General features: G+C 38.9%; 26 protein-coding genes, 1 other RNA gene and 2 riboswitches. Of the genes, 9 read left to right on the forward strand and 18 right to left on the reverse strand.

What is annotated here, in order from left to right:
* Positions 1 to 64 precede the first annotated feature (64 nt).
* From ACXAE4_RS17135 to ACXAE4_RS17145, 3 genes are all read right to left on the reverse strand, one after another.
* Complete coding sequence (locus tag ACXAE4_RS17135; protein WP_155010181.1) at positions 65 to 1,981, reverse strand: vWA domain-containing protein; 1,917 nt, start codon at positions 1,979 to 1,981, stop codon at positions 65 to 67.
* Between the two features lie 11 nt (positions 1,982 to 1,992).
* Positions 1,993 to 2,883, reverse strand: a complete 891-nt coding sequence (locus ACXAE4_RS17140) for an ATP-binding protein (protein ID WP_014460283.1) — start codon at positions 2,881 to 2,883, stop codon at positions 1,993 to 1,995.
* 156 nt (positions 2,884 to 3,039) lie between these two features.
* Positions 3,040 to 3,270: a YkvS family protein gene (locus ACXAE4_RS17145; RefSeq protein ID WP_013056869.1), complete on the reverse strand. Its 231-nt coding sequence runs from the start codon at positions 3,268 to 3,270 to the stop codon at positions 3,040 to 3,042.
* A 421-nt stretch (positions 3,271 to 3,691) separates the two neighbouring features.
* On the opposite strand from ACXAE4_RS17145, the gene ACXAE4_RS17150 reads away from it, so the two are divergent.
* Positions 3,692 to 4,186: an RNA polymerase sigma factor gene (locus ACXAE4_RS17150; RefSeq protein ID WP_013056868.1), complete on the forward strand. Its 495-nt coding sequence runs from the start codon at positions 3,692 to 3,694 to the stop codon at positions 4,184 to 4,186.
* Complete coding sequence (locus ACXAE4_RS17155) at positions 4,183 to 5,373, forward strand: anti-sigma factor (protein ID WP_205664060.1); 1,191 nt, start codon at positions 4,183 to 4,185, stop codon at positions 5,371 to 5,373. The genes ACXAE4_RS17150 and ACXAE4_RS17155 overlap by 4 nt, the downstream gene beginning before the upstream one ends.
* Before the next feature lie 27 nt (positions 5,374 to 5,400).
* Here ACXAE4_RS17155 and ACXAE4_RS17160 read toward each other — a convergent pair whose 3' ends face one another.
* Entirely contained in the window at positions 5,401 to 5,853 is a 453-nt protein-coding gene (locus ACXAE4_RS17160) for a helix-turn-helix transcriptional regulator (protein ID WP_033578859.1), read from the reverse strand.
* A 153-nt stretch (positions 5,854 to 6,006) separates the two neighbouring features.
* On the opposite strand from ACXAE4_RS17160, the gene ACXAE4_RS17165 reads away from it, so the two are divergent.
* The 3 genes from ACXAE4_RS17165 (at position 6,007) to ACXAE4_RS17175 (ending at position 7,490) form a co-directional block, all read left to right on the forward strand.
* Positions 6,007 to 6,627, forward strand: a complete 621-nt coding sequence (locus ACXAE4_RS17165) for a hypothetical protein (protein ID WP_475236473.1) — start codon at positions 6,007 to 6,009, stop codon at positions 6,625 to 6,627.
* 109 nt (positions 6,628 to 6,736) lie between these two features.
* Positions 6,737 to 6,914: non-coding RNA, 6S RNA (gene ssrS, locus ACXAE4_RS17170), on the forward strand.
* 147 nt (positions 6,915 to 7,061) lie between these two features.
* Complete coding sequence (locus tag ACXAE4_RS17175; protein WP_013082985.1) at positions 7,062 to 7,490, forward strand: pyridoxamine 5'-phosphate oxidase family protein; 429 nt, start codon at positions 7,062 to 7,064, stop codon at positions 7,488 to 7,490.
* Between the two features lie 27 nt (positions 7,491 to 7,517).
* Here the strand turns inward: ACXAE4_RS17175 and thiE are convergent, their stop codons facing one another.
* From thiE to ACXAE4_RS17200, 5 genes are all read right to left on the reverse strand, one after another.
* Complete coding sequence (thiE, locus tag ACXAE4_RS17180) at positions 7,518 to 8,162, reverse strand: thiamine phosphate synthase (RefSeq protein ID WP_098112552.1); 645 nt, start codon at positions 8,160 to 8,162, stop codon at positions 7,518 to 7,520.
* A 13-nt stretch (positions 8,163 to 8,175) separates the two neighbouring features.
* Positions 8,176 to 8,982 carry a hydroxyethylthiazole kinase gene (gene thiM / locus ACXAE4_RS17185; protein ID WP_028413508.1) on the reverse strand — a complete coding sequence of 269 codons (807 nt, stop codon included), beginning with the start codon at positions 8,980 to 8,982 and terminating at the stop codon, positions 8,176 to 8,178.
* Positions 8,983 to 9,057: 75 nt separating this feature from the next.
* A riboswitch (TPP riboswitch) is annotated at positions 9,058 to 9,166 on the reverse strand.
* A gap of 175 nt (positions 9,167 to 9,341) precedes the next feature.
* Entirely contained in the window at positions 9,342 to 10,559 is a 1,218-nt protein-coding gene (locus tag ACXAE4_RS17190) for an MFS transporter (RefSeq protein ID WP_028413509.1), read from the reverse strand.
* A gap of 96 nt (positions 10,560 to 10,655) precedes the next feature.
* Entirely contained in the window at positions 10,656 to 11,255 is a 600-nt protein-coding gene (locus ACXAE4_RS17195; RefSeq protein ID WP_028413510.1) for a TetR/AcrR family transcriptional regulator, read from the reverse strand.
* Positions 11,256 to 11,516: 261 nt separating this feature from the next.
* Complete coding sequence (locus tag ACXAE4_RS17200) at positions 11,517 to 11,978, reverse strand: GNAT family N-acetyltransferase (RefSeq protein WP_223546665.1); 462 nt, start codon at positions 11,976 to 11,978, stop codon at positions 11,517 to 11,519.
* Between the two features lie 173 nt (positions 11,979 to 12,151).
* On the opposite strand from ACXAE4_RS17200, the gene ACXAE4_RS17205 reads away from it, so the two are divergent.
* The gene (locus ACXAE4_RS17205) at positions 12,152 to 12,658 is read left to right on the forward strand and encodes a hypothetical protein (protein WP_013082979.1); all 507 of its coding nucleotides are present in this window, start codon (positions 12,152 to 12,154) and stop codon (positions 12,656 to 12,658) included.
* Between the two features lie 97 nt (positions 12,659 to 12,755).
* Here the strand turns inward: ACXAE4_RS17205 and ACXAE4_RS17210 are convergent, their stop codons facing one another.
* A complete protein-coding gene (locus tag ACXAE4_RS17210) occupies positions 12,756 to 14,255 on the reverse strand; it encodes a UDP-N-acetylmuramoyl-L-alanyl-D-glutamate--2,6-diaminopimelate ligase (protein WP_028413512.1) in 1,500 nt (499 codons plus the stop codon).
* Positions 14,256 to 14,712: 457 nt separating this feature from the next.
* Here ACXAE4_RS17210 and ACXAE4_RS17215 point away from each other — a divergent pair, with 457 nt between their 5' ends.
* A complete protein-coding gene (locus ACXAE4_RS17215; protein ID WP_028413513.1) occupies positions 14,713 to 15,321 on the forward strand; it encodes a DNA-3-methyladenine glycosylase in 609 nt (202 codons plus the stop codon).
* A 68-nt stretch (positions 15,322 to 15,389) separates the two neighbouring features.
* On the opposite strand, the gene ACXAE4_RS17220 is transcribed toward ACXAE4_RS17215, so the two are convergent.
* The 5 genes from ACXAE4_RS17220 to ACXAE4_RS17240 all read right to left on the reverse strand — a co-directional run bounded on the left by ACXAE4_RS17220 (position 15,390) and on the right by ACXAE4_RS17240 (position 20,281).
* On the reverse strand, positions 15,390 to 16,358 hold the full coding sequence (locus tag ACXAE4_RS17220) for a sugar phosphate isomerase/epimerase family protein (protein WP_028413514.1): 969 nt from the start codon (positions 16,356 to 16,358) through the stop codon (positions 15,390 to 15,392).
* A 1-nt stretch (position 16,359) separates the two neighbouring features.
* Positions 16,360 to 17,364, reverse strand: a complete 1,005-nt coding sequence (locus ACXAE4_RS17225) for a Gfo/Idh/MocA family protein (RefSeq protein WP_033578852.1) — start codon at positions 17,362 to 17,364, stop codon at positions 16,360 to 16,362.
* A gap of 12 nt (positions 17,365 to 17,376) precedes the next feature.
* The gene (locus ACXAE4_RS17230) at positions 17,377 to 18,402 is read right to left on the reverse strand and encodes a Gfo/Idh/MocA family protein (RefSeq protein ID WP_028413516.1); all 1,026 of its coding nucleotides are present in this window, start codon (positions 18,400 to 18,402) and stop codon (positions 17,377 to 17,379) included.
* 32 nt (positions 18,403 to 18,434) lie between these two features.
* On the reverse strand, positions 18,435 to 19,160 hold the full coding sequence (locus ACXAE4_RS17235) for a ThuA domain-containing protein (RefSeq protein ID WP_028413517.1): 726 nt from the start codon (positions 19,158 to 19,160) through the stop codon (positions 18,435 to 18,437).
* Between the two features lie 89 nt (positions 19,161 to 19,249).
* Positions 19,250 to 20,281: a LacI family DNA-binding transcriptional regulator gene (locus tag ACXAE4_RS17240; protein ID WP_028413518.1), complete on the reverse strand. Its 1,032-nt coding sequence runs from the start codon at positions 20,279 to 20,281 to the stop codon at positions 19,250 to 19,252.
* 250 nt (positions 20,282 to 20,531) lie between these two features.
* Between ACXAE4_RS17240 and ACXAE4_RS17245 the strand changes: the two genes are divergently transcribed.
* Positions 20,532 to 21,107 (forward strand): cell wall hydrolase, encoded by a 576-nt coding sequence (locus ACXAE4_RS17245; protein WP_028408694.1) that lies wholly within the window; start codon positions 20,532 to 20,534, stop codon positions 21,105 to 21,107.
* 31 nt (positions 21,108 to 21,138) lie between these two features.
* On the opposite strand, the gene ACXAE4_RS17250 is transcribed toward ACXAE4_RS17245, so the two are convergent.
* The 3 genes from ACXAE4_RS17250 to ACXAE4_RS17260 form a co-directional block, all read right to left on the reverse strand.
* Positions 21,139 to 22,473, reverse strand: coding sequence for a sodium-dependent transporter (locus ACXAE4_RS17250; protein WP_028413519.1), 1,335 nt, complete (start codon positions 22,471 to 22,473; stop codon positions 21,139 to 21,141).
* 176 nt (positions 22,474 to 22,649) lie between these two features.
* A complete protein-coding gene (locus ACXAE4_RS17255) occupies positions 22,650 to 22,832 on the reverse strand; it encodes a hypothetical protein (protein WP_013056847.1) in 183 nt (60 codons plus the stop codon).
* Between the two features lie 301 nt (positions 22,833 to 23,133).
* On the reverse strand, positions 23,134 to 23,880 hold the full coding sequence (locus tag ACXAE4_RS17260; protein ID WP_028413520.1) for a TspO/MBR family protein: 747 nt from the start codon (positions 23,878 to 23,880) through the stop codon (positions 23,134 to 23,136).
* Positions 23,881 to 24,106: 226 nt separating this feature from the next.
* Positions 24,107 to 24,205: riboswitch (TPP riboswitch) on the forward strand.
* Between the two features lie 96 nt (positions 24,206 to 24,301).
* Between ACXAE4_RS17260 and tenA the strand changes: the two genes are divergently transcribed.
* The gene (gene tenA, locus ACXAE4_RS17265) at positions 24,302 to 24,991 is read left to right on the forward strand and encodes a thiaminase II (protein ID WP_108674648.1); all 690 of its coding nucleotides are present in this window, start codon (positions 24,302 to 24,304) and stop codon (positions 24,989 to 24,991) included.
* Positions 24,992 to 25,001: the final 10 nt, after the last annotated feature.

Here is a 25,001-nt window from a genome sequence, read left to right on the forward strand (position 1 = left end):
CTTACCTCCCTCCGCATTAACGGTCAATAGCAAAAAAAGTCGAAGCAATATGCTTCGACTTTTTTTAAATGCTTTTATGAAGTAATTTCTTGAGTAAAGGAAATAGCACATCGGGAAGTTCTTCGATGTTTGGTACTAGAATACTATATTTGCCGTACATATTTTGAATGGTTTTCTTTTGTCCTTCATCAATTTCCCCGTTGGATAAAAAGACGTTGATGACTTCAATTCCGTGCTTGCGTGCTTCTAATACCGCTTCGTGCGTATCTACAATACCATTTTGTTCATATCCCATAGCGGCTGGTTCACCGTCTGAAAACACAAGTAAAAACTTTTGCTGTTCAGAACGCTGAAGCAAGCGGCGTGTCATGTGGCGAATGGCAAATCCATCACGGTTGTCTTCTTCAGGCTCAAGCTGCATAATTTCAGGACCGCTTTTACGCTTTAATGATGCTTGAAAGTCCATCACCGTCTGCAGGTAGTTAGGCTGGCTTGTTTCAGTAGCATCATTTGTATCTTCCCAAAATCCAACAATTTGATGAGGCACCATAACAGACTTTAACGCTTCATGAAATAGCGTAATCCCGAGCTTCGTTTCATCCATTTTGTCGTACATCGATGCCGAACAGTCAACTAGAAGAGAAAACACAGCATCAATTTGGGCAGAATCTTCATCTTTTTTATAAAACAAACGAGGATTATCATCCGTCCATAGTTTTAGAAGTTTTTTATTTAATCGGCCAAAGTGCAGCTCGCTTCTAGGTAGCGTTTTTTTATGTTCAAGCGTTTTTTCAATCATTTGCTTTAATTTTTTTTGATACGATGCAATGATTTTTTTATTCTCATCATACTGAACAACGTGATCGTCGCTTGGAAGTTTAGAATCTACAAAAACAGCATAGGCATGCTTATTTTCTTTCCCATACTCATAATCCGCTTCCCCGTCTTTTTCCGGATGCGTTTGCTCCATGGCTTCTATTTGAGAATAATCGTTCCGTGATGTTTTTTGAGAAGATCCTTGCACCATTCCCATTGCTTGATCTCCATCGTCGCCTTCACGAACACCATCGCCTAGCATGTCTGTTTTTGAACCTTGATCCATATCAAACTGTAGAAAACTTTGCGTCGCTTCGCTTGTCTCTCGATGCCACATTTCCATTTTCTCTTCGTGAATGTCTTCATCTCCGTCTTTTTCATGCTCTAAAATATCATCGTTCACTAATGAATCTTTGCGTTTTAAATCTTCAAATGTTAACCCTTCTTCTAACTGATCATACTGAAGTTCAGCCAAGAAGAAATAAGTATTAAGCATATCTTTTTCGATAATATCATCAAAAACATCTACGAGTTCAAGGCAGATGCGCGATACATCTTTTGTTGTTTTCGCTTCATATACATTTGTTAGCTGTCTGCGAATAAAAGGCATCGCTAAGTTAATCGATTCACTCATTGAAGGAATTTCTTCAAACGGATTTTCAGCCGTTAATAGCAAGTAAATGCCGTTAAAAAGTGCATCCGTGTACACGCTTTTTGTTAAATTTGCGCTCATTTGTGTAGCAAAATATTTTCTATAGAGCTGCCTTCTGACGGCGAAGGCTTTTTTCGTTCCAGGACGTTCGCGTTTGCATACTTCTTCTAAACGAATATCTTCAAACAGCATAAACAGCTGCTTAGCTAAGCTAGGTACCGACGTTTTATTTATTTTCTTTAAATATGCATTAATTTCTTTGAAGTTTGAATGCTTATAGCTTCCAATACTTCTTAAAAATACATCACTTTTTAAGCCATACACTTTGTCTTCTTCTGGACGGTTATCCCAAAAGTGACTGAGATAAATAATGCAGTGTACAGGATCATAATAAGATGAAACGCGATACTCTACTTCAATTTCATCATTTTTTGTTAATGTTTTCGTTAAATCTGCCAGCTCCATATAGAGAAAGGAATCTACATTTTTGTCGTTAAATTTAATAAATCGCATAGCGCCACTCCTTACTCAAATAATGTTTCAGCAATATTTTGAATGGCGGCTTTTTCCCTTTCATCTTCTAGCTTTTCAATAATACCGCGTTTAATCGCGCGAAGAGGCGGCATATAAAGAGCTAAATCACACGTATCAATAAGCGCACGAATAGACGCAGCTTCTTCTGATACATGGCCGCTTTGAACTTGAGTAATTAAATCTGCAGAGAGCGTGACAAATTTATCAATTAATTTTTCGTCTTTTAACTGAGACTGAGACATTAGAACTTGCTTTAAGCTGCTCCCTTGAATATATGGCACTTCAATGACAACAAAACGATTTTTTAACGCTTCGTTTAATGGAACAGTCCCAACATACCCTTCGTTAATAGCCGCTACTACGCCGAATGTTTGCTGACCGCGCACTACATCTCCAGTGAATGGGTTTGTAATCATTTTCCGGTAGTCAAGTACCCCGTTTAAAATAGGAAGCGTTTCAGGTTTCGCCATGTTAATTTCATCAATATATAATAAATGGCCTTTTTTCATTGCCTGAATAACAGGTCCTTCTACAAACTCGATACCTGTTTTCCCTTCTTGTTCAGAAATTGTTTTAAAGCCAAGCAGCGCTTCTGCATCTAAATCAACCGAGCAGTTAACGCTATGCATCGGCTGAGAAAATAAATGCGACAGCGTTTCAGCAAGCTTTGTTTTACCTGAACCTGTTGGCCCTTTTAAAAGTACGTTTTTCCCTAGTGATAAGGCAATAATGGCATCTTCTAAAATATCTGCTTCTTCTGCTGTATAGCCGCCTTTTCCGATTAATAGCTGATCAGCATGAGACAGATTTTCATATTTACGATTCGCTAAAAGCGAAAGAACCTCTTTTGGTAATGATAATTGTGATAATTGAATTGACATAACAAAAAATCCTTTCTTTCTACATACTTTCTATAGTTTACTAAAAAACATTCTTCTTCTCAAAGAATTGCTTTACCTATGCGTTTCTCTAAAGTTTCCGGTAGAAAAATCGCCGTCTTTAAACATATATTCAGTAAAAAAAAGTAGGTTATTCACCTACTTTTTTACGATTTTATAGTTTTTATGATTAACGACTGTTTTCATGGATTCGCCCGTTTCAGCATCTTTTCCAAAATCTACGATAACCGAATTGTCTCGCACTACCATAACAATTCCTTTAAATCCTTTATAGTCGCCTTTTTTAGGCTGAATCGTATCGCCAACTTTAGCTGCCTTGACTTTAGGTGCTTGTTCTTCTGTACCTTGTGTATTTTCTACGTCCATCATGACCCCACCTTTTCCAATTTACCGTGTTTTTTATAAGTGAAAACACAATTTAATTTACTTTTTGTTGAAAATACTTAGTTTATTTTCCCACAAACATCGATGGTTAAACACCATGTGTTTGTCCATTTTCATTCTGCAAACAAACGCTGTATTTTTTATTATGTATGTAGCTGTTTTTTGTAAGAGCACATCCTTGTTCTATCATAACATTTTCTGTTTCCTTCGAACACCAATTACCCTTTAGTTTTTTAAAAAAATGACAAATTACACGGAATTATGTCGAATTTCATATGATTTTCTTTTTAGTATGATAAGCTATATATCGTATTTTAAGCATCTTTTATCTATTACATACGATTTTTGATAAAAAAACCGAAACTTTTATCCACAAATTGCGTTGATTAAATGAAAGGGGGAGAAAATGGCACAACAGCATAACTTTGAACACATTTATAAACAGCACATGCATGATTTGCTGCGCTATCTTCTCTCTCTTACTCGCAGAAAAGAATCAGCGGAAGATTTAATGCAGGAGACCTTTTACCGGGCACTTTTACACTTAGAAACGTATAAAGGCGAGGAAGTAAAGCCTTGGCTGTTCAAAATTGCTTATCACGCCTTTATTGACTGGTATCGAAAAGAAAAAAAACGCCCTACTGTCGAAATAGAAGAATGGCACTTTACTCCTCAGCCAAGTGCTGAAGAACAAGTGATGATTCAAAGTGAAATCGACGGCTGGCTTTCTGATGTATCTGCTTTGCCTCCGGCTAAGCAGAATATTGTACTGTTACGAGATTATCATGGCTTCACATATGAAGAGATTGCAGAAATGACTGGCTTTACTCTGTCAAAAGTGAAAATGGACTTGTATCGTGGTCGTCAACAATTGAAAAAAAGAAAGGAAGAGGACGGATGAGCTGTCAAGATATGAAGCATCAATGGGAAAAATATAAAAACGGCACTTTGACAGACAAAGAAGCAGAAACACTTGAACAACATACGGAAAATTGTGAAGCATGCTCAGCTCATTTAGAGCACTTGCTAACTGAAGATGAACCGTTATCGCCAATTCCATCAACTACTTCACTAAATGACGATACGATGTTGGATAATAAAAAAGTGAAAAAGTCCATTTATATGGCCAAATGGAAGCAGCGCCTTTCAAATGTGACAACTGTCATTAGCTCTGTCGTTCTGCTATGGATGATTGGCAGCTTTTTATCCATTGTATATTATCATCAATCAAAAACCGAATACATAAACAGCGTCAATCAAGCAGCTATCGAATCTGCTTTTCCGAACGTTCATACACGTGAAACCACTTCTGATACACAGTCCTTTTTCCGAATGCAGTCGCAAATGGAAGCTTATAAGCTAATTGGACGTGAAGAGCAGGCCGTTGGGACGTTTACATTTCATCAGCTGTTTGATAAAACGAGCGGTGTAGAAAAAGAATTTTCTGGTGGTAAATACGACCTTAACCTTTCCTTTGTCTATCCTGATCCAAAAAAACTAAAGCTGCATGCAAAAGAGTATAAGGAATGGACGAATGAAACATGGAATGCATTAGAAAACCTACCAAAAGGAACGGTAAGCGAAGTGGCTATTTCTTTTGATAATACGTATTCGCTAAAAGAAGTTCAGCAAAAAATGAATGCCATCGACAGCCGTGATTTTTCTACCTCTTGGTACGCGCTTAATACAGGGAACGAACAAAAAACAAGCACAAAAGATGAGCCATTAATTGACTTAACATCAACATTTGGCTTTCCAGAGTTTTTAGACTTGCCTTACGAGCACAAAGGAAATCAAACGCACTCTACTAGCAAGTCGAACGTTTTAGATATGATGAAACTATTAGCCGATAATGAAGAAACAGTCCAAAAAGTTCGTCAGCTAGACCATTCCGATTTGTTGCTAAAGCAGCGATATTCTTATGTAAAGAAACATGGAGTCGGTGTGTACGGCGTTGTGATTACAGGACCTACCAAAAAGCTGCTGAAATTAAAAAACGATCCGTCTATCACCTACGCGTCACTTGGAGATGTAGAGCTATGGAATTGGTTCAACCGCCCTTCATCCGGCACGTTAATGAATCAGTAACAAGCACTTGAAAACAAGTGCTTGTTTTTATTTCTTCGTTAATTCTTCAAACCTTTCTACAGCTTCGCTTTTATCAAATGAACTAAACCATCGATAGTCTTGGTCATCTAAAATACGATAGTGCTGACTAATCATATTTTGCTGCAGACGAAAAGAACCTTCTTTTTGAATCTCTTTCCACCATACTCTTCCTCCGAGCGTTTTATCTTTTGGAGAAGATACGCCGTTATGAGCAATGATTTCTACTACTTCTAAGGGGACGTCTCCTAAAACCGATTGAAGGATTTCACTGTCACGAAACAAACCGCATACTGCAACAGTGGTCGTCCACCCTGCTTCCGTGCGCCCTTTTTCAATTTGAACCAATGTTTTTTTTGAAATACCAATAACTTCAGCCATTCTGTCTTGTGAATAGTTTCTTTCTAAACGAATTAATCGTATTTTATCCGATACGGATTTAATCACTTCTTGTTTATCCATTTTTACAGCCCTTTCTTTCTATACACGCACATGTCTTTAGTGTAATATTACACCTAATTAAAGAAGAGTTTCAAGCGTTTCCCTTCATCACAAAACGGGGAAATATACTGAAATGGTTTTTGTATACTAAAACAATTAAAAGGAGTTGAGAATATGTACATCATTGTATGGACTATGCTTGTACTATACACCTTTCTGCTAGCTCCGGGAGCAAGCGCCGCTGATGATATGCTGTTTAAAAACCTTGTCACAGGAAATTTTCAACAGGTAAATCCGCTCGTAGTTATGGCATTCTCTTTTTTAGGACTTTTCCCAGTATTGTTCATGGTAATGATTTGTAAAAAAGATACGTACAAACTGCCTGGATGGCCATTTTCTCTCCTATCATTTGCGCTTGGAGCTTTTTCTCTTTTGTTCTATTATCATTGGAAAGGACAAAAAGTTCGAACACGTTCGCGTATTCCTTCACGTTTCATTGCCATCATTTCTTCTCGTCTATGGATTGGACTATGCTTAGCACTCACGATTGCTGGTTACGTATACGGACTATCCATAGGTTCAATAAGAGCTTATGAAGATGCTTTTATGCAGTCACAGCTTGTTAGCGTGATGACCGCTGATTTTTTTGTTTTAACGTGGCTTTCTTATTCCGTTATGACAAAAGAAAAGATAGCATCCCGGCCTTACCTTCTCTTATGTTTCATTCCAGTTGCGGGCCCTTTTTTTATTTTGTTACGGCATAACCGCCAAGATGTTAGAGAAGAAAAACTTTAAATAAAAGTCTTGCGTTCCATTCATTATTCCGTTATAATCATTTCTTGTACGATGAAAGTTGATTAATTAGAAAACATTTATATATCGGCATTTTATTTACATTTGTTATACATACCTGCGCTGTGCGTATACTCATGTTGTCTTAAACCTTTGAGTGTTAAAAGGGAGCTCAAAATTTAGCTGCAGATAGCACGCCCTTCTTGGGACGCTAAACCCGGCTATGAGGGCACCCACCTAGTAGATCTGGGTATTTAAGACACTTAGGGTTACGGCAGTGCGGGCTTATTTTTTAGTTAGCTGTAGCTAGCTTTTTTTATTTTTTTATTTATTAGTTTACATAATTATTTTATTGTTAACTTATATTTTTTTTAGACATGTATGTTTTATTTATCTTCGATTGAGGAACATAAAAAGTAATAAAGGAGATGGATAAAATGAATGAACAAAAAATTGCTAAAAAAGTAAATGAAGTATTAGAAGGAAATCGTGTAGGAACATTAGCCACAGTTGTAAACAACAAACCCCACTCTCGCTATATGACATTTTTCAGCGATGAAGATGGTATCGCTCTTTACACACCAACAAATATCAATACACATAAGGCAGAAGAAATCGAAGCCAATCCGAACGTGCACGTACTATTGGGCTACAGCGGCGAAGGATATGGCGATCAATACTTAGAATTATCCGGGACAGCTGTTCTTCGTACCGGTGATCAATTAAAAGGACGTATATGGAACGATCACATGAAAGAATGGTTTGACGGTCCAAATGACCCTGAGTATGTTGTTCTGGAAATTACACCAAACGAAATTCGCTTTATGAATGAAGGCGAAGAAACTCCTCAAACCGTTCAGCTATAATAAAAAAGCGCACACTGTGCGCTTTTTTTATTTTCCTACCGCTTCTTTCAATTGAGCTGCTTTTTCTTTTGGAGACGCTGCTAAGCTAATCGCGGTAATAATAGAAACACCATCTGCACCTGCTTCTACTACTTGTTTGGCATTTTCAGGCGTGATGCCACCGATTCCTACAATTGGAAAGTCAATATTCTGGTTTCGCACTTCTTCAATTAATTTTGTACCTTGCACTGCTTTTGCGTCTTTTTTTGTAGAAGTAGGAAAAACAGGTCCCATTCCTACATAATCCGCCCCGTCTTTTATGGCTTGCTGCAGCTCTTGTACATTATGAACAGAGACGCCCACAATTCCTTTTCCTATTTTTTCTCGAACAATATGAGCTTTTTCATCTTCTTGTCCAATATGAACGCCATCTGCTTGTAAACGGATCGCTAAGTCAAGATCATCATTCACAACAAAAGGAACGTTGTGCTGCTGACAAATTTGCTGAAGTTCTTTCGCCAGCTGATATTTCGCTTCTCCTTTTAGTGCACCTTCGCCTTTTTCACGAAATTGAAACACGGTAACGCCGCCTTCAATTGCTTCTTTTAATACTTCTTTCGGATTTTTTGTACAGTTATTGCTGCCCATTATAAAATAAACTTTCAGCAGCTTTTTAATTTCTTCGTTTGTCATTTTCCCGCTCCTTTTAACGTTGATGTACTCTTGCATATGATTCAATATCCTGTCCAGATAAAAGATGAAGCTGATTTAACAGCTCAATTTGAAAGCTCCCCGGCCCTTCTTCACCTTTTTTCGCTGCGGCGATTTCACCTGCCACTCCGTAAAAACTTAAAGCAGCAACGCTTGCCTCGACATATTCTTTTTCTACAGCCGCGAAAGCTCCTATAATTGATGTCAGCAGACATCCAGTACCCGTCACCTTCGTAAATAACGGGTGACCGTTGTCTACTGTATACGTTGTGTTTCCATCGGTGATCACATCTTGTTTCCCCGTAATAACAATCACTGTATCTAATTTGTTCGCTGCTTTCTCAGCAAGTTCAATGACGTCTCCTTGCCCTTCTAATGAATCAACGCCTTTAATGAGCCATGACTCGCCTACTACATTCGCAACTTCAGCAGCGTTACCGCGAATAACGGCAATATTTAATTCTTCTACAAGCTGACATGCCACTTCTGTACGAAACGGTGTTGCTCCGGCTCCTACAGGATCGAAAATAACCGGCACGCCGTTTTCATTTGCTGATTTTCCTGCTATTCTCATCGCTTCTACTTCTTGAGCCGTCAGTGTACCCATATTTAAGACAAGCGCTCCGGCGATTCGAGCCATATCAGCCACTTCTTCCTTCGCATAAGCCATAACAGGTGACGCTCCTAGGGCAAGCAGTCCATTTGCTGTAAAATTGGTTACCACAACATTCGTAATATTATGAACAAGCGGACTTGTATCTCTTACTTTTTCTAATTGAGCTGAAATTTTACTAATATCCATGTTCTCTCACTCTTTTCATTTAGTTTTAACACTGCAAAAAAAAGACAAAAAAGCACCTTGCATGCGCAAAGTGCTTTGGTATGTACTCACATTCCCTGCGCTGGCATTATCCAACAGGTTCAAATGGTCAACAGGCGCCCCTGTACTCTCAGCCTGCCCCGCGCAAGCTCCCATACTATTCTTGTTACGTTTAAAGTTTACTATTAACCTTTTTTATTTGCAACCATTTCACTGTTTTGCCCATAAAATAAAGCTTCGCTATAGGCTGAGTGGTGTTGTAAATCTTACAGCTTTACTAAAAGCATCATTAAAAGACCTCCAGTAAACTACTGGAGGTCTTCTATCCCCTAAAAATTCTATCATTTTTCTTGAATCGCTTGATTTCTCACAGCTGTTTTTCGGTCCTTTCCTGCTCTTAAAGATAAAAGAAAACAAAGCAGCAGTACAAGTGCAGCTGATACGTACGGGTAATTAATGTTTATATCAAAAAGAAAGCCTGCTACAACAGGTCCAATAATATTACCAAGACTTGTATAAGCAGAATTTAGTCCGGCTACATACCCTTGGTCGTCTTGTGCCATCATCGACATTTGCGTGCTGATTGCCGGACGTAAAATATCTGTTGCTAAAAAGACGATAAATGTCACAACAATAATAAGCCAGTACGTGTGCACAAATAGTGTAAGTAAAATAAAAAGTCCCGTCATCATCAAGCAAAACGAAATCACTCTTTTTTCACCGAATTTATTTAAAATCCAGCCAAAAATCGTAACCTGCACAACAGCCCCTGCAATAGAGCCAAACGTAATAACAAACGCAATATCTTTTGGCGTAAAGCTAAATTTATGATCAACAAATAGTGAAAAGATCGTTTCATAATTGGATAATCCAAACGATGTCACAAAAACGATAATTAAACTTAAAAAATAAGGTTCTTTGTAGGAATTCATAAGCTGCAGTAGCAGCCGATCTTCTTTTGGATTCTCATTGTTTGAAACAGCATGACCTTGTACAGGACGAGACTCCGGCAAAACAAAAAGCGTAATCACTGCAGCCAAGCCTCCTGCTACTGCGGCCATGTAAAATGGCACGCGCATGCCGTATTCAGCTAAAAAGCCTCCAATACCGGGCCCGATAATAAATCCTGTTGTAATCGCTGCCGTCACATAGCCCATTCCTTTAGCGCGTTCTTTAGCAGACGTCACGTCCGCTGTATAGGCCATAACAGCAGGCATAATAAGCGCGGCCCCGACCCCACCTAGCATTCTGGATACAAATAATAAAAGAGGTGTACTCACTGAACCAAAGAACCATTCAGACAGGGCAAAAACAATCATTCCCGCTACAATAATTTTCTTTCTCCCTAACGAATCTGATAATCGCCCCGCTAAAGGCGAAAACAGAAATTGAGTTAGTGAAAACACCGCTACTAAAAGCCCCATCACGCTGCCGTTGATATGAAGCTCCGTCATATAGGTTGGCATAATTGGAATAACGAGACCGATTCCCGTAAAGATAATAAAAATATTTAGCATGAGCAGCAAAATCGCCGCTCGATTTCTTAACAATAATGACATATAAACCTCCTGATTACAAAAATACTGAACGTTCGGTCTATAAAAATACAAAATAATGAGGGATTACTCATTGCCGCAATAAGCATCCCCGCTTATTTAAGAAGACCTTGCTATAATTCCGTTTAAAAATACATCGATTGCTGAATGGTAAAGCTGCAGGGCATTTTCCGTACTCGTTTTTCGAGACATGCGGCTCATTCCAACAAACAACCCTTCTAAAATTACTGCAAGCTGCTCTGCATTTTTATGAGAAAACTCGCCTTCATCGATGCCCTGTTGCAAAAGTTCCCGGTTAAACTCCACGTGTCGTTTCACCATCTCATCAATTCGCTCTTCGATGTCGCTGCCCTTCTCCTCGTTGTTAAAAAACTCATCCGCAGCTTTCGTAAGAGGATGATTCAAATCATCTAAAATGATTTGCTCCGCTATTCCAAAAAGCTTATCTCTTGTTGTTTTGTAAAGAGACTCTCTTTCTTTCCAGTTTCGTTCCCACTCAAGATCCCATTCGTCTATTAAATAAAGAAAAAGCCCTTCTTTACTTTTAAAGTGATAATAAATATTCCCTTTACTGCTTCCCGTAGCTTCTACAATTTCCTCAATAGATGTAGCTTTATAGCCTTTTTGAGAAAACAATGCTTTAGCGGCATCTGCCACTTTTCTTTTGGTTTGTTCACTTTGAAGCTTTTTTTTATTCAAGCTATTTCCACCGCCCCGTACATTTATTATTTATACTGAACATTCGTTTTGTATTATCTGACACCTATACTACATAGGAAAAACCTTTTTGTCTAGTGAGAAAACCTAGTTTATACCTTTTTATATGAATCATGACCAAAACAAAGCCTCCTAAAAAGGCTTTGCCTAAAAAGCTTACTTGCTAACAGGATAAATGACAGCTGCTTGCGCGCACAGTTTGCATACAAATAAACAAATCATCTGCGCCTTCTTTCCTGTCTTTTACTCATTCAATTTCTTTGTCATAAACACACTGTATGGATCTTCTTTGTAGGTAGAAAACGGTTCGCACTCGTAAAATCCAAAACTGGCGTATAGCTTTCTAGCCGGTTCAAAAGCAGGTGCGGATCCTGTTTCTAAGCTTAAGCGTCGGTACCCTCGTTTTTGCGCTTCATTTATTATGTACTGCAGCAGCTCTCTAGCAATTCCTTTCCGCAAATGAGCGGTAGCTGTTCGCATCGATTTAATTTCTCCGTGATGCTCATCTAACTCTTTTACAGCTCCGCACCCTGCTAGCTGACTTCCTTCCCACACGCTCCAAAACGTAATATGACGTTGTTTTAAACTTTCAATATCTAGAGCATGAATACTTTCAGGGGGGGAATGTAAGTTCATTCCTTGAAGGTGAGAACTTACTAGCTCAATAACTTCATTGTTCGTTAAGTGGTCTCTTTTTATTTTAATCATCTTCTCTTCCTTCCTGCTACTAAAGGGTGGTCAACTACAAACCAACTTATGAATACATTCACTGTCGACCTTTAAAAATCCTTTTATACACTCCCTTCTTTTTCTCCAGTTATTAAAACAGACTTTGCCAAGCAGATGTTTCATACATTGTTAAACGGAGGTGAAATTCGTTGAAGAAAGTTTTATTTTGTCTTGTCCCTCTTTTGTTTTTATTATCCGCCTGCTTTAGTGATCCTGTTCAAGATGATTTAATCGATTATAACAATCAAGATTTAAAGAAAGCGGCTCAGCTTGAAAAAGAGGCGATTGACGCATACGATTCCGTTACAGGCGCTAACTACACAAGTGACGCTGTTATGTACGATACGATGACGAGTGAAGTCATTCCTACCTATCGTAAATTTGTTGACGAACTGGAAAACATCGATGTAGAAACCGACGATCTTCGAAAGGTTCATGAAGGCTATATAAAGGCTGCCAATACCCAGTATAATGCTTTTATTAAAATTGTCAGTGCTTTGGAAAAGCAGGACCGCAACCTTATTGCTGAGGCAAACGCTATGCTTGATGAAGCACGAAAAGGTATACGCGATTACAATGCAGCTATTAAAAAGCTGGCTAAAGAACATGATGTAAAAATTGAAGAACCAAAAACACAGCGCGAAAACAGCCTATAGTTTTGATGCAAAAAGAAGGTCTCTAAAAACAGTAAGAGACCTTCTTTCGTATGATGTTTCAATTTCTCCACGTTCGTTCAATAAATGAAGAAGAATATCAGGAAATATTGCTTAACGATGCATAATAAGAGGCAATAATTTCTTCATCTGAATGCGGAATTTCATTTCCTTTTACAAGCTGAGCGCCGTTAATACAGCCGCTTGTAAGTAAAATAATATCATTCGCCTTTCCTAAAGAAAGCGACTTTAATACTCCTTCTGTTCGAGTAGGGGCGCGGTGAATATTGCTTGCGCTCGGATTCGAAAAACCTGTCATCACTTGATCTACAATTACGTTAGGATCATGATAACCTGGGTGATCAACCGTTACGATAATTTCATCTGCTTTTCCTTCAATGGTACGCGCCATTTTAGGCATTTTATTAAAATCTCGAATGCCGATCCCTGCAATCATGACAATCAGCTGGTTATACTCCATCTTTTTTACTTCTTCTACCAAACGCGTAAGGGCAACAGGCGTATGGGCATAGTCTAAAATCACTTTTTGGTTATTAGGACCTTCTATCACCTGAAATCGCCCTTCTGGACTTTCCAATTGAGGAAGTACGCTAATAATATCTTCAATGTGGTATTCAAAGTGAAGAGCTGTACCAATGGCCGCTAGCACGTTAGCAATGTTGTAATCACCATATACAGGCACTGCTACTTTGTATGACTGTCCTTTATAAAGTAAATCAAAGAAAGAGCCTCCTTCTTTGACGGTGATGTTTGTTGCTTGCAGAGTTGCCTCCTTGTTATTTAATAAACTATACGTGACTTTAGGTCCTTCAAATACCCTGCTTAAGTCTTTGCCCATGTCCTGATCATCTATATTAATAACGGCATGTTTGGCCTGTTGAAATAATTTCATCTTGCATTTTTTATAGTGCTCAAACGTTTTATGATACTCTAAATGTTCTTCCGATAAGTTTGTATGAATGGCTACATCAAAATAAATATTTTCTACTCGTTGCTGATCAATCGCAATCGAAGATACTTCCATCACTGCCGCTTCATCACCTCTTGTATACAAATCATAAAAAATTTTATGCAAGTCTACCGACTCAGGTGTTGTAGGCGTACTTTTTTTATAAACTAACTTCTGCTTTGATGACCAAATGCCGGTCGTTCCAATCGATCCTGTTGGCAATTTTAAAAGAGTTAAAAGCGACCTTACGTAAGCTGCTACGGTTGTTTTGCCATTTGTACCTGTAACGCCAATTGTCTCAATTTTTTCATCCGTATAATCAAAATACATTTTAGAAAAAGACGCCATTACTTTGCGAACGTCGTCAACAGCTAAAAACGTACAGTGAGAATACTGAGTGCTCAAAAGACGAAGCTCCTCGATGCTTGTCCCAAAGACTGCTACGGCTCCTCTAGCTATAGCTTCTTTAATATATTGATGTCCATCTTCATTTTCACCTTTTATACTAAAAAATACGGATCCGTCGTGAACTTGTTTTGAATGATATGTGAGATGGGTGATTGTTTGAGATGCAGGCCCAAAAATATGTTTAATTGATAAATTCGTTAATGTATCAAAGTAGATGTTCATAGCTATTCCTCACAGTGTATAAATTTTATTTTTAATATGTTCTAAAATCCCTTAAATACTCTTTGAAGGATATTTTTTCTTTATTTCCATTTATAAAGAACTTTCTACAATTCAATCTTTTTATTTTGCTTTCATGTGTAGAACGAAAATAAAGAAAAGACGGATCACTATTTTTTAAAACTAAAAGCATGTAAAATATGGATGAACTGTGCATATCATACCAGCAGCAAAAGCGAAGTATTGTAGTAAAATATTCCCCCTACACGTGCAAAACGAAACCCTTCTTTAAAATAATTTCATAGAGTAAGTTGAATCATGATAAATACTTGAACGTGGGTAAGAAAGATTACTGTATGAATCAATCCCTCCCTTTGCAAAATAACAAAGAAAACATCATAATAAAAGATGCGCAATAACAGCGTGAATGACTTTGCTTTGAAAGGATGGACTACAGCAAATGACGCGTTCTCTTTTAGCGATTGAACCACTTCCTCTTTCGTTTTATCAACAGCCTACGCTTGAACTAGCTCAGTCGCTGTTAGGATGTCTTCTTGTTCACGAAACGGCAGAAGGAGCTGCATCTGGTTTTATTGTGGAAACAGAGGCTTATAAAGGGCCTTTCGACCGAGCAGCTCATAGCTTTAATAACCGGCGCACAAAAAGAACAGAGGTAATGTTCGGTCCTCCTGGTCATGCCTATACGCATACAATGCATACACATTGTTTACTCAATGTTGTAAGCAGCGACATCGATTGTCCAGAAGGCGTCCTCATTCGAGCTATTGAGCCATTTAGCGGAAAAGATTTGATGAAAACTAGACGTCGAGGTATGGAAAATGAAATAAATTGGACAAACGGTCCTGGGAAACTAACAAAAGCACTAGGGGTTTCAATGGATTTGTACGGTCATGATTTAACCACCCCTCCTCTTTATATTGCTCGTGGCTTCACTCCTTCAGCGATTTCCGCCGGACCTCGCGTTGGCATTGATAATTCTGGTGAAGCGAAGGATTACCCTTGGCGCTTTTGGGTTACCAATCACCCGTTTGTATCGAAATTCAGGTGAACAAAAGGCAAATAATTTATCAACGAAAATAAAAGAAGCACCTCTTTTTAAGAGATGCTTCTTTTTGCTTACGCCCACCACATTTGTGACGGAGTTTCTTCAATTAATACACTTTGTAAGTTTGTAACCGCGCGTTTAAATCCTTCTTCAATCGACATGATTGGATCTTCATGCTCAATGCTGACTACATAATCGTATCCGTATGTGCGAAGGGCACTCATCATATCAGACCACTCTTTTACATCATGTCCGCATCCTACGGATCTAAACGTCCATGCACGCGTTTGGACTTCTCCGTATGGCTGCATATCCGTCAGTCCATACATGTTAATATTATCCTGGTCCAAGTACGTATCCTTTGCATGGAAATGATGAATCGCATTTTCTTTTGCTAAAATTTTAATAGCTCCTACCGGATCAATTCCTTGCCACCATAAATGACTTGGATCAAGGTTAGCGCCAATCGCTGGACTTGTTTTTTCGCGAAGCTTTAGGAGCGTATACGGAGTATGAACTAAAAATCCACCGTGAAGTTCTAAACCAATTTTTACGTTATGCTCCTCCGCTAGTTCTCCAATTTCTTTCCAATAAGGAACAAGCTTATTTTCCCACTGCCAATTCAATACGTCTCCATACTCGTTAGGCCAAGGAGTAACAGGCCAGTTTGGGTACTTCGCTTCTTCGTGATCTCCTGCTGTTCCAGAAAAGCAGTTAACCACTGGAACATCTACTAATGATGCTAGTTGGATGGTCTTGCGAAGCGTTTCGTCAGATTCTTTTGCAAAACTTGCCTCAGGTGAAATAGGATTGCCGTGGCAGCTAAATGCGCTGATTGTAAGTCCGCGGTCTTTTATCTGCTTCATATATGCTTCTCTTTTTCCCTCATCTTCAAGCAGCTCATCTAGCGGACAATGGCTGTTTCCCGGATAGCCTCCCGTTCCGATTTCAACAGCATGAAGACCTGCTGATTTTACTTTATCTAACATCTCTTCAAAAGAAAGATCCGCAAATAAGACCGTGAATACTCCAAGTTTCATTTTAATTTCCCCCTGTGCGATATATTTCATCAATAATAGCTGAGACTTGAAGCGCTTCTTGTGGCTTTACTACTAATTCAGCATTTCCTTTACACGCTTCAACGAAATTTTTAGCCTGACTTAAGCTGTAATCATCTTCTCCATCTATCCAAGGTGACGTACTGTTCATGAGCATACCGTTTTTGGACGTGTATAGTTCAAACGGAAACACGCTTAAACCGCCCTCTACCCCTGATATGCTTACGTGCTCTTCATCATCTTCGATATTAGCAGCCCAAGAAGTTTCTAAAAGAAGCGACGCTCCATTTTCAAATTTAATATAGGCCGTTACATGATCATCCACACCGAATGTTTCATGATCAAATGCTCCCCATTGATTTAATTGGTTAGGCGTTTTACTCAGGTCATTATATGTACTTCCCAGTACTTCAGTATGCTTTGGGTTTCCCATTAGCCAAAGCGTTAAATCAAGCAAATGGCAACCGTAATCAATTAAGCTGCCTCCTCCTTGAAGATCTTTGTTCGTAAATACGCCCCAACCGGGAACCTTACGGCGACGCATTGCTCTGACACGTGCAACTAATGGACGCCCTACCTCTGTCATCATTTTTTTCGCAGCCTGCGCTTCTTTCATGAATCGGTAGTGATACGCAATCGCTAACTGCTTACCTGATTCTCTAGCAGCAGCAAGCATTTCTTCACCTTGCTCTTTAGACATCGCCATCGGCTTTTCACATAGAACGTGAACGCCTGCTTTTAGCGCTTCTACTGCAAACTCGGCGTGAAATTTATTAGGTGTACAAATACATACAGCATCCACTTCTTTAAACATATCTTTGTAATCAACAAATACGTGAGGGATATTATGTTCATTGGCTACCTCTGTGGCTCTTTCACTATTAATATCGCTAAGCCCCCAAATCACACATTCATCACCCAGTTGTTTGAATGCCGGGATATGCCTGCTTACAGCAATCCCTCCTGCTCCGATTATGCCAATTCTCACGTTTTTCACCTCTTACACGCGCGTAATTTGTTTCGTTTGACTTGATTTTAAAGCTGCTAAAATAACAGCAAGTGATTTTAATCCTTCTTCACCAGGAACCGGAGATTCTTTATCTTCTGCAACTGCATCTACAAATTGTTCAATGACGTGAGAATTACTTTGTCCGCCTTCATCGTTCGACTGGATTTTTCCTAATTCATAGTTCACCACTTCACCCGTTGCATATTGTGCAACTAATGAATACGTCGGATCGTCCTCTAAACGAAGAATCCCTTTCTCGCCGTAAACAATCGTGGAGTTATCTTCTTTTCCATTGTAAGCCCAGCTTGCCGCAAGCGTCCCGATAATCCCGCTTTCCGTTTTTAATACGCACACAGCATTGTCGTCTACATTTGCAAAGTCTTTTGCATTGCTTTCAACGAATGCACCGACTTCTACAATTTCTTCATTTAATATGTAGCGGAGCATATCGGTTTTATGAACGCCTAAATCCCCCATAGCACCAATAAACGCTTCGTCTTTTTTGAAGAACCAGCTTTCTTTTCCGTCCACGCTCCAGCCTTCAGGACCACCGTGGCCAAAAGCCGTACGGAAACTATAAATTTTACCGATTTCCCCTTTTTCAATAAGTTCACGAGCTTTTTGATGAGAAGCTACAAAGCGCTGATTATGTCCGATCATTAGTTTTTTACCGTTTGTTTTTGCTGCTTCAATCATCGCTTTTGCTTCTTCTTCTGATGTTGCCATCGGCTTTTCACACAGAACATGAACTCCGCTGTTTAACGCTGCAACCGAAATAGGCGCATGAAGATAATTGGGCGTACATACGCTCACTGCTTCCACTGTACCGCTTGCTAAAAGTTCTTCATAGTTTGCGTACGCTTTTACACCGTACTGCTGTGCTACGCTGTTTGCACGTTCTGTGTTTATATCGCAAACGGCTACTAATTCTACTTGTTCATTCATCTTATATTCTGGTAAGTGACGGTGTTGCGCAATGCTTCCGCACCCAATAACGCCAATTTTTACTTTTGCCATCTTTCCTATCCCCTTTGCTTAAGCATTATTCATTAGTTTTTAACTGCGATTGATTCAAGCGGTTGCGCATTGCCGTAAACAGGACGTTTTCTCTCTGCCGGTTTCGCCCATTTAATAGCATTCATAATGACACGCTGAATGTCTTTGTTATGGTATGTTGGATATGTTTCATGTCCAGGTCTGAAATAAAATACTTTTCCGTTTCCGCGTTTGTACGTGCAGCCGCTTCTGAAAATTTCTCCGCCTTCAAACCAGCTCGTGAAAATCAGTTCATCAGGTGCTGGAATATCAAAGTGCTCTCCGTACATTTCTTCACGCTCAAGCTCGATAAATTCACCAATACCTTCCACAATCGGATGGCTCGGTTCTACTACCCACAAGCGCTCTTTTTCATCTGCTTCACGCCATTTTAAGTCGCAGCTTGTGCCCATTAACGTTTTAAAGATCTTGGAAAAGTGACCTGAGTGTAAGACAATAAGCCCCATACCGTCTAGCACGCGCTGCTTTACTTTCTCAACGATGTCATCTTTTACTTCGTCATGCGCTAAGTGACCCCACCATACTAAAACATCCGTTTGATTTAATACTTCTTCAGTCAACCCGTGTTCTACTTCGTCTAATGTTGCTGTGTGCGTACGAAATCCTCCTTCTTCTAAGAAAGAAGCGATGGCACCGTGAATGCCTTCAGAGTAAATTTCTCTTACAACCGGATTTTTCTGTTCATGACGATTTTCGTTCCATACTGTAACATTAATCATTTTCATATCCCCTTTTTTTGTGAATGCTAACTTATATCCCCTTTTTTTATCAATGCTAAACTTTGGTTAACCGGTTAACTTACTGTGGTTCACTCGCGCTTAGCAGTCGAATCTCGAATAACAAGTTCAACCGATAATTTTACATGCTGCAGCGTGCTGAAACGGTGTTCGATTGCTTGAATAACAGACGTCGCGGCGACGACTCCTTTGTTAAATACATCTTGACGAATGGTTGTTAGACTTGGAGATGCATAGCTGCTAAACGTGATGTCGTCAAACCCTACGATTGAATAGTCCTGCGGAATTCTTTTCCCCTTTTCTTGCAGTGCTTTCATAATTCCAAGCGCCAGCGTATCAGAGGATGCAAAAACCGCCCGAATATCCTTATGATCTTGCAGCAGCTTGTTTCCTAAATTGTAACCGTTATCAAATGAGCTTTCGTTCACTTCAAAAACAAACGTCTTTGATGGTGTAATGCCCGCTTCTTTTAATGCTTTCTCGTAGCCTATATACCTCTTTTTATCCACTGGACTATTGACGAGGTGATGAGCAACAAAGGCAATTTCTTTATGCCCCAAACTCACTAAATGTGTTGTAGCGAGATATCCTCCATACTCATCGTCTACCGAAATATGATGATAATCACGTTCGCACTTTTCATATGTATCTACTAACACAATCGGATTCGATAACGCTTTCATTTTTTCATATAATCGATGCGGGAAGGCTCCTAAAAACAGAAGACCATCAATATTTCTCGTTCGAATCCATTTTAAGCAATCAGCTGGGCTACTCACTCCAGATATGACTAGATCGTAACCATGCTTACGGATTACATATTCAATTCCACTAATCATTTCACTGTAATAATGGTTATCTTTAAATATAGTAGAAAGTGAATCATCTGTAAGCGGGAACATCACGCCAATCATATTTGACTTTTGTTTCGAAAGACTAACGGCGGTTAAATTTGGTTCGTAGTTTAATTCTTTTACCGCTGTTAAAATTCGCTCTTTTGTTTCATCGGATACTTTGTTAATTCCGTTTAAGACGTAAGATACTGAAGCTGCAGACACCCCTGCATGCTTTGCTACATCACGAATCGTTATCTTTTCTCCCATAAAATCTCTCCAGTTAAACGGTTAACTATTTACTCGTTCATTATAATTCACTCCTTTATTATCAGTCAACGTATTTTTCAAATTATCTGTTAACTATTATAATATCTTCCTAGATTGGTATGTTTTAAGCAGTGACAAGATGTATTGACACCTGTTAATCTTTGAAACGTACATATAAAGTTCGGTGCACAGCACGCACCGATCCGTGATAAAAGGGGCGTTCAAAAGGATTTCAGGAGGTACTTACTTTATGTTTAAGAAACTAGCAATTATTGGAGCACTAGCCGTTCCTATGTTCGGCATGAGTCACGGGGCAAATGCCGCTGAAACAACCCATCGCGTAAAAGCCGGAGAGACTCTTTACAAGATTGGCGCTGAATACGGCGTTACGGTTAAACAGTTAAAAGAAGCGAATCACAAATCTACCGACTCTATTAATGCAAATGAAACATTAACAATCCCTAACTCTATTAGCGAAAGCGATAAAGAATTGTTAGCTCGCCTTGTACAAGCTGAAGCAAAAGGTGAACCTTACGCTGGCAAAGTGGCTGTAGCAACAGTCGTTTTAAACCGCGTGGATAGCGATTCTTTCCCAAACTCTATTCATGATGTCATTTATCAAGGTACACAGTTTACACCTGTACAAAACGGTGAAATTAATAAAGCAGCGGATGCTGAAGCAAAAAAAGCTGTAAATGAAGCACTAGCGTTTAGAGGTCAAGGAAAAGGCTCGTTATTCTTCTTTAACCCAGATAAAACAAGCGATCAATGGCTTCGTCAAAAACAGGTTACGATTACAATCGGAAATCACGTTTTTGCAAAATAAACAAAAAAAAGCACTCAGATGAGTGCTTTTTTTAATATGCAACAAGTAAGCTTAACAGAACAGCTATAATAATAATAGGTAATACGTATTTAACTAGAAAGAACCATGCGTTGAATAATTTAGCGCCTTTTGTACTTCCTGAAATAAACTCTTCATACACGGCTTCTTTTTTCATTTTAAATGTCACAAAAATCGCAATGGCTAAACTTCCAAGAGGCAGCATTAAATTGCTCACAAAAAAGTCAGCTACGTCAAATATACTTCTGCCAAAAAGTGAGACATGTTTTAGTACACCAAACGAAAGCGCTGATGGGATACCTACTACAAACACAAGAATCCCTGCTAAAGAAGCATAGCGAGTTCGTTTTGTCTGATCGTCTTTGGTTAAAGCAGCTACGATAATTTCCAGCAGTGAAAAAGCAGACGTAAGCGTAGCAAATAGAAATAAAATTAAAAACAGTGCTAAAAAGACGGTGCCAAACGGCATTTTCTCAAATACTGTTGGCAAGACCACAAACAAAAGTCCAGGTCCTTCGGTTGGCTTTAATCCGAATGAAAAAACAGCTGGAAAAATAGCCAAGCCTGCAAGCAGCGAAACAAACAAGTTCAAAATAGCAATGGTGCCCGCTGAACGCGTCAAGCTTACTTTTTTCCCTAAATAAGAGCTATATGTCACCATGCAGGATAATCCTACGCAAAGCGAGAAAAACGACTGACCGAGCGCATAGAGAACAGATGACCCTGTAATGGCTGAAAAATCCGGTTTTAAAAAGAACTTTACTCCGTCCATAGCTCCGTCTAATGTTAAAGAGCGAACCACAATGATAATAAAACAGATAAATAACAACGGCATCATGTATTTATTAGCACGCTCTATGCCTTTTTGTACGCCTTTTGAAATAACAAACACTGTAATTAATAAAAACAGCGCCTGTGCACCTAATACCACATAAGGTTGGCTAATGACGGCATTGAACAACGGACCGTACTCTTTTCCGCTTAGCATACCGGTTACGCTCATAATCGTATATAAAATCACCCAGCCGCCAACGACGCTGTAAAAGGAAAGCAAAACGACACAGCTGAGTACTCCCAGCCTGCCAATCCATACCCAAGCGGACTTTGGAGCAATTGCTTTATAAGCACTAATCGCTTCTTTTCCCGTATGTCTTCCAATGATAAATTCTGCCAACAGAAGCGGCAATCCAATAAAAATTGTAAATAAAATAAACAACGCAAAAAATGCTCCACCGCCACTGGTTCCGGTTACGTATGGAAATTTCCATATCGCTCCTAGACCAATTGCTGCCCCAGCAGATGCTAAAATAAAACCGAGGCGTGAAGACCACTGATTTCCTTTACTCATATAATGTTACTCTCTCCTCTTCTAAACTCAAAACTCATCTGATTAGTACTGTACCATAAATGCAGAAGAAAATCATTCCCGTTTTACTTTTTTCTATAAAACGATATCTATATAGAATAGAAAAAATGAAGAAGCAGCTGCCTCTTCATTTTGAGTTTGATGTTTCTATTCAAAAATTATTCTCTGTACGATGATTCGTCTCCACGGTAGGCTTCTTGATTTGATATTTCTTCAATATGCATATGCCCTTCTCTCTCTAAACGAAGAACTGTACGCTCTGCATCTTCATAACTCTCGCACGTCACTTGTTTATATTCCATATCGTCTTTATCTGTGTAAGCCACTAAATATGTTTCCATTTTAACTCCTCCTATATAAACTATATGTAACGTATGTTGCCTTTTTCGTTTATTTCTAAACATATAGGCTCCAAACATAAAGCCTAGCATACTATAATAGCGGAACTTCAATTTAAAAAGTTGAATTTTTCATTATGCACCGATGCAACATGGAGGTTACGCTTATGACATTTATTTTATCATTCGTACCAATTGTTGTTCCTTTTGGTATTTTAATTAGCTTAATTGCTTTTACAGCTGCTTTTTTACAATCAAAAGAGCATCATAAAAAGCTCTAGCTTACAAAAGCTAGAGCTTCTTTTTAAAAACGTCTATAGCGTTTAATCAGTCCCACAATAATAGCAATTGCTAATAAAACAATCGAGATGATAACAGTAATGACAATTGGCTGATTTCCACTTTGTTTCACCGCAATGGCAATATAAGCCCAAATAAAAACAAGCGGATAAACAGCGTCTCGGTTTTTTAATGTAAACATAATGCCCAGCGCAGCCCCTACCAGCAGCATAATAATCGTCCATGCTAACTCATTTAGGCCAAGTAAGTGCTGTATTCCATTTGCTTGAAATACGACAAATACATTAACAATAGTCGCAACAGAAATCCATCCAAGATAAAGCGAAATCGGCAGACGCATAAACCATGTCGTCATCCGAGAATGCTGAATAATGGAATATACAATCATTAATGTGCCTAAAATAAAGAGCATAACTAAAAGGGATAACTTATAGTAATCGTTTTGGAAAATAAAGATCCACGCACTATTTAACAAACAGTTTAGAAAAAACCAAATGCCGATACGTGCATATATTTCCTTTTGATCTTCTCTTGCAAAAAATTGGCGTATAACCCAAATGGTTAATAACAAATAAATAACGCCCCAGATAGCAAAGGCATAACCGGCTGGTGTAAACAACGTAGGAACTTGCGCAGAAGCCTCTGCCGTTGTTTTGCCTCCTATTGGAATCGCATTTGCTAAATAATTCACAAGAAGTGTAATAGCCAAGCCTACTGTATTTAATACAGCATACAAACGAAATTTTGCCATTTTGTTCTCTCCTTTCTTCTATTTATATGGGAATGTTTCGGAGACGAAAACGGCTCTTCCCTTCATTAATACCTCTTCTTCCCTAAAAATATGCATTTTTAAACAAAAATGATTAAAAATAGCTTCAAGAAGCTACCTCTTTAAGAGATAAAAACCGTTAGGGAACAATTTTCCGTAACGCTTTCTATTTTTCAGAATATATGGTAAGTTAAACATAGACTAATAGGAAGTCCACTAGGGGTGCCGACCGGCTGAGACAAGTTTTCTTGATCCCTTTGAACCTGATCTGGCTCATACCAGCGTAGGAAAGTGGCAATGTTCAGTTTTGTACTGTCCTTTGCCACTCCGTTTATAAACGGAGTGTTTTTTATTTCCTTTATGTGCTTGTTTGTGACTTCCTCATAATTAAAGGAGGATTTTGATGTCATTTTCATCTCAATTAAGACAAGAAGCAAACTATATTTACGAAGCCATTTTTAACCACCCTTTTATTAAAGGAATTGCTGAAGGAGACGTGCCAAAAGAAGCGCTTATTCACTACGTTTCTCAAGACTACGAATACTTAACAGCATTTGTCCGCATTTACGGCGCTGCTTTAACAAAATGCCGTACGCGTACCGAAATGGAAGCCTTTAATGCCGGCATTTCTACGGTATTACATAGTGAAGTACACCCTCATAATAATTTTTGTGAAGTAGCAGGCGTACGCTATGAAGACCTCCACACTGAGGCTCTTTCACCAACGGCCAGCCACTACATTAACCATATGACAAGCGTTGCGCATACAGGCAGCTTAGCGGAAATCATTGCCGTGCTTCTTCCATGTCCGTGGACGTACGTTGAAATTGGCCAGCGCATTACAGAACAAGTAAATCCATCTCCTTCTCATCCTTTTTATGAATGGATTCAGTTTTATAATAATGAAGAAATGAATGGCACAACACAATGGTTTTGTAACAAACTTGATGAACTCACCGAGCAAGCGACTGAAGAAGAACGTAATCGTATGAAAGATCACTTTATCAAAAGCTGTGAGCTGGAGTATTTATTTTGGGAAATGGCGTATACACAAGAAAAATGGCCGCTTTCTCAGCTTTCACTTTCAAAATAACGAAAAAGCC

The organism is Priestia sp. ABM2_011, assembly GCF_056158845.1.

Excerpts from the sequence above, each read along its gene's own strand:
- tenA (WP_108674648.1), top strand. The coding sequence starts at position 24,302 with ATGTCATTTTCATCTCAATTAAGACAAGAAGCAAACTATATTTACGAA.
- ACXAE4_RS17190 (WP_028413509.1), bottom strand. The coding sequence starts at position 10,559 with ATGTCATTATTGTTAAGAAATCGAGCGGCGATTTTGCTGCTCATGCTA.
- ACXAE4_RS17160 (WP_033578859.1), bottom strand. The coding sequence starts at position 5,853 with ATGGATAAACAAGAAGTGATTAAATCCGTATCGGATAAAATACGATTA.
- ACXAE4_RS17215 (WP_028413513.1), top strand. The coding sequence starts at position 14,713 with ATGACGCGTTCTCTTTTAGCGATTGAACCACTTCCTCTTTCGTTTTAT.
- ACXAE4_RS17165 (WP_475236473.1), top strand. The coding sequence starts at position 6,007 with ATGTACATCATTGTATGGACTATGCTTGTACTATACACCTTTCTGCTA.
- ACXAE4_RS17260 (WP_028413520.1), bottom strand. The coding sequence starts at position 23,880 with ATGGCAAAATTTCGTTTGTATGCTGTATTAAATACAGTAGGCTTGGCT.
- ACXAE4_RS17240 (WP_028413518.1), bottom strand. The coding sequence starts at position 20,281 with ATGGGAGAAAAGATAACGATTCGTGATGTAGCAAAGCATGCAGGGGTG.
- ACXAE4_RS17135 (WP_155010181.1), bottom strand. The coding sequence starts at position 1,981 with ATGCGATTTATTAAATTTAACGACAAAAATGTAGATTCCTTTCTCTAT.
- thiM (WP_028413508.1), bottom strand. The coding sequence starts at position 8,982 with ATGGATATTAGTAAAATTTCAGCTCAATTAGAAAAAGTAAGAGATACA.
- ACXAE4_RS17210 (WP_028413512.1), bottom strand. The coding sequence starts at position 14,255 with ATGAACATCTACTTTGATACATTAACGAATTTATCAATTAAACATATT.
- ACXAE4_RS17255 (WP_013056847.1), bottom strand. The coding sequence starts at position 22,832 with ATGGAAACATATTTAGTGGCTTACACAGATAAAGACGATATGGAATAT.
- ACXAE4_RS17250 (WP_028413519.1), bottom strand. The coding sequence starts at position 22,473 with ATGAGTAAAGGAAATCAGTGGTCTTCACGCCTCGGTTTTATTTTAGCA.
- ACXAE4_RS17230 (WP_028413516.1), bottom strand. The coding sequence starts at position 18,402 with ATGGCAAAAGTAAAAATTGGCGTTATTGGGTGCGGAAGCATTGCGCAA.
- ACXAE4_RS17155 (WP_205664060.1), top strand. The coding sequence starts at position 4,183 with ATGAGCTGTCAAGATATGAAGCATCAATGGGAAAAATATAAAAACGGC.
- ACXAE4_RS17145 (WP_013056869.1), bottom strand. The coding sequence starts at position 3,270 with ATGATGGACGTAGAAAATACACAAGGTACAGAAGAACAAGCACCTAAA.
- ACXAE4_RS17175 (WP_013082985.1), top strand. The coding sequence starts at position 7,062 with ATGAATGAACAAAAAATTGCTAAAAAAGTAAATGAAGTATTAGAAGGA.
- ACXAE4_RS17220 (WP_028413514.1), bottom strand. The coding sequence starts at position 16,358 with ATGAAACTTGGAGTATTCACGGTCTTATTTGCGGATCTTTCTTTTGAA.
- ACXAE4_RS17245 (WP_028408694.1), top strand. The coding sequence starts at position 20,532 with ATGTTTAAGAAACTAGCAATTATTGGAGCACTAGCCGTTCCTATGTTC.
- thiE (WP_098112552.1), bottom strand. The coding sequence starts at position 8,162 with ATGACAAACGAAGAAATTAAAAAGCTGCTGAAAGTTTATTTTATAATG.
- ACXAE4_RS17150 (WP_013056868.1), top strand. The coding sequence starts at position 3,692 with ATGGCACAACAGCATAACTTTGAACACATTTATAAACAGCACATGCAT.
- ACXAE4_RS17140 (WP_014460283.1), bottom strand. The coding sequence starts at position 2,883 with ATGTCAATTCAATTATCACAATTATCATTACCAAAAGAGGTTCTTTCG.
- ACXAE4_RS17235 (WP_028413517.1), bottom strand. The coding sequence starts at position 19,160 with ATGATTAATGTTACAGTATGGAACGAAAATCGTCATGAACAGAAAAAT.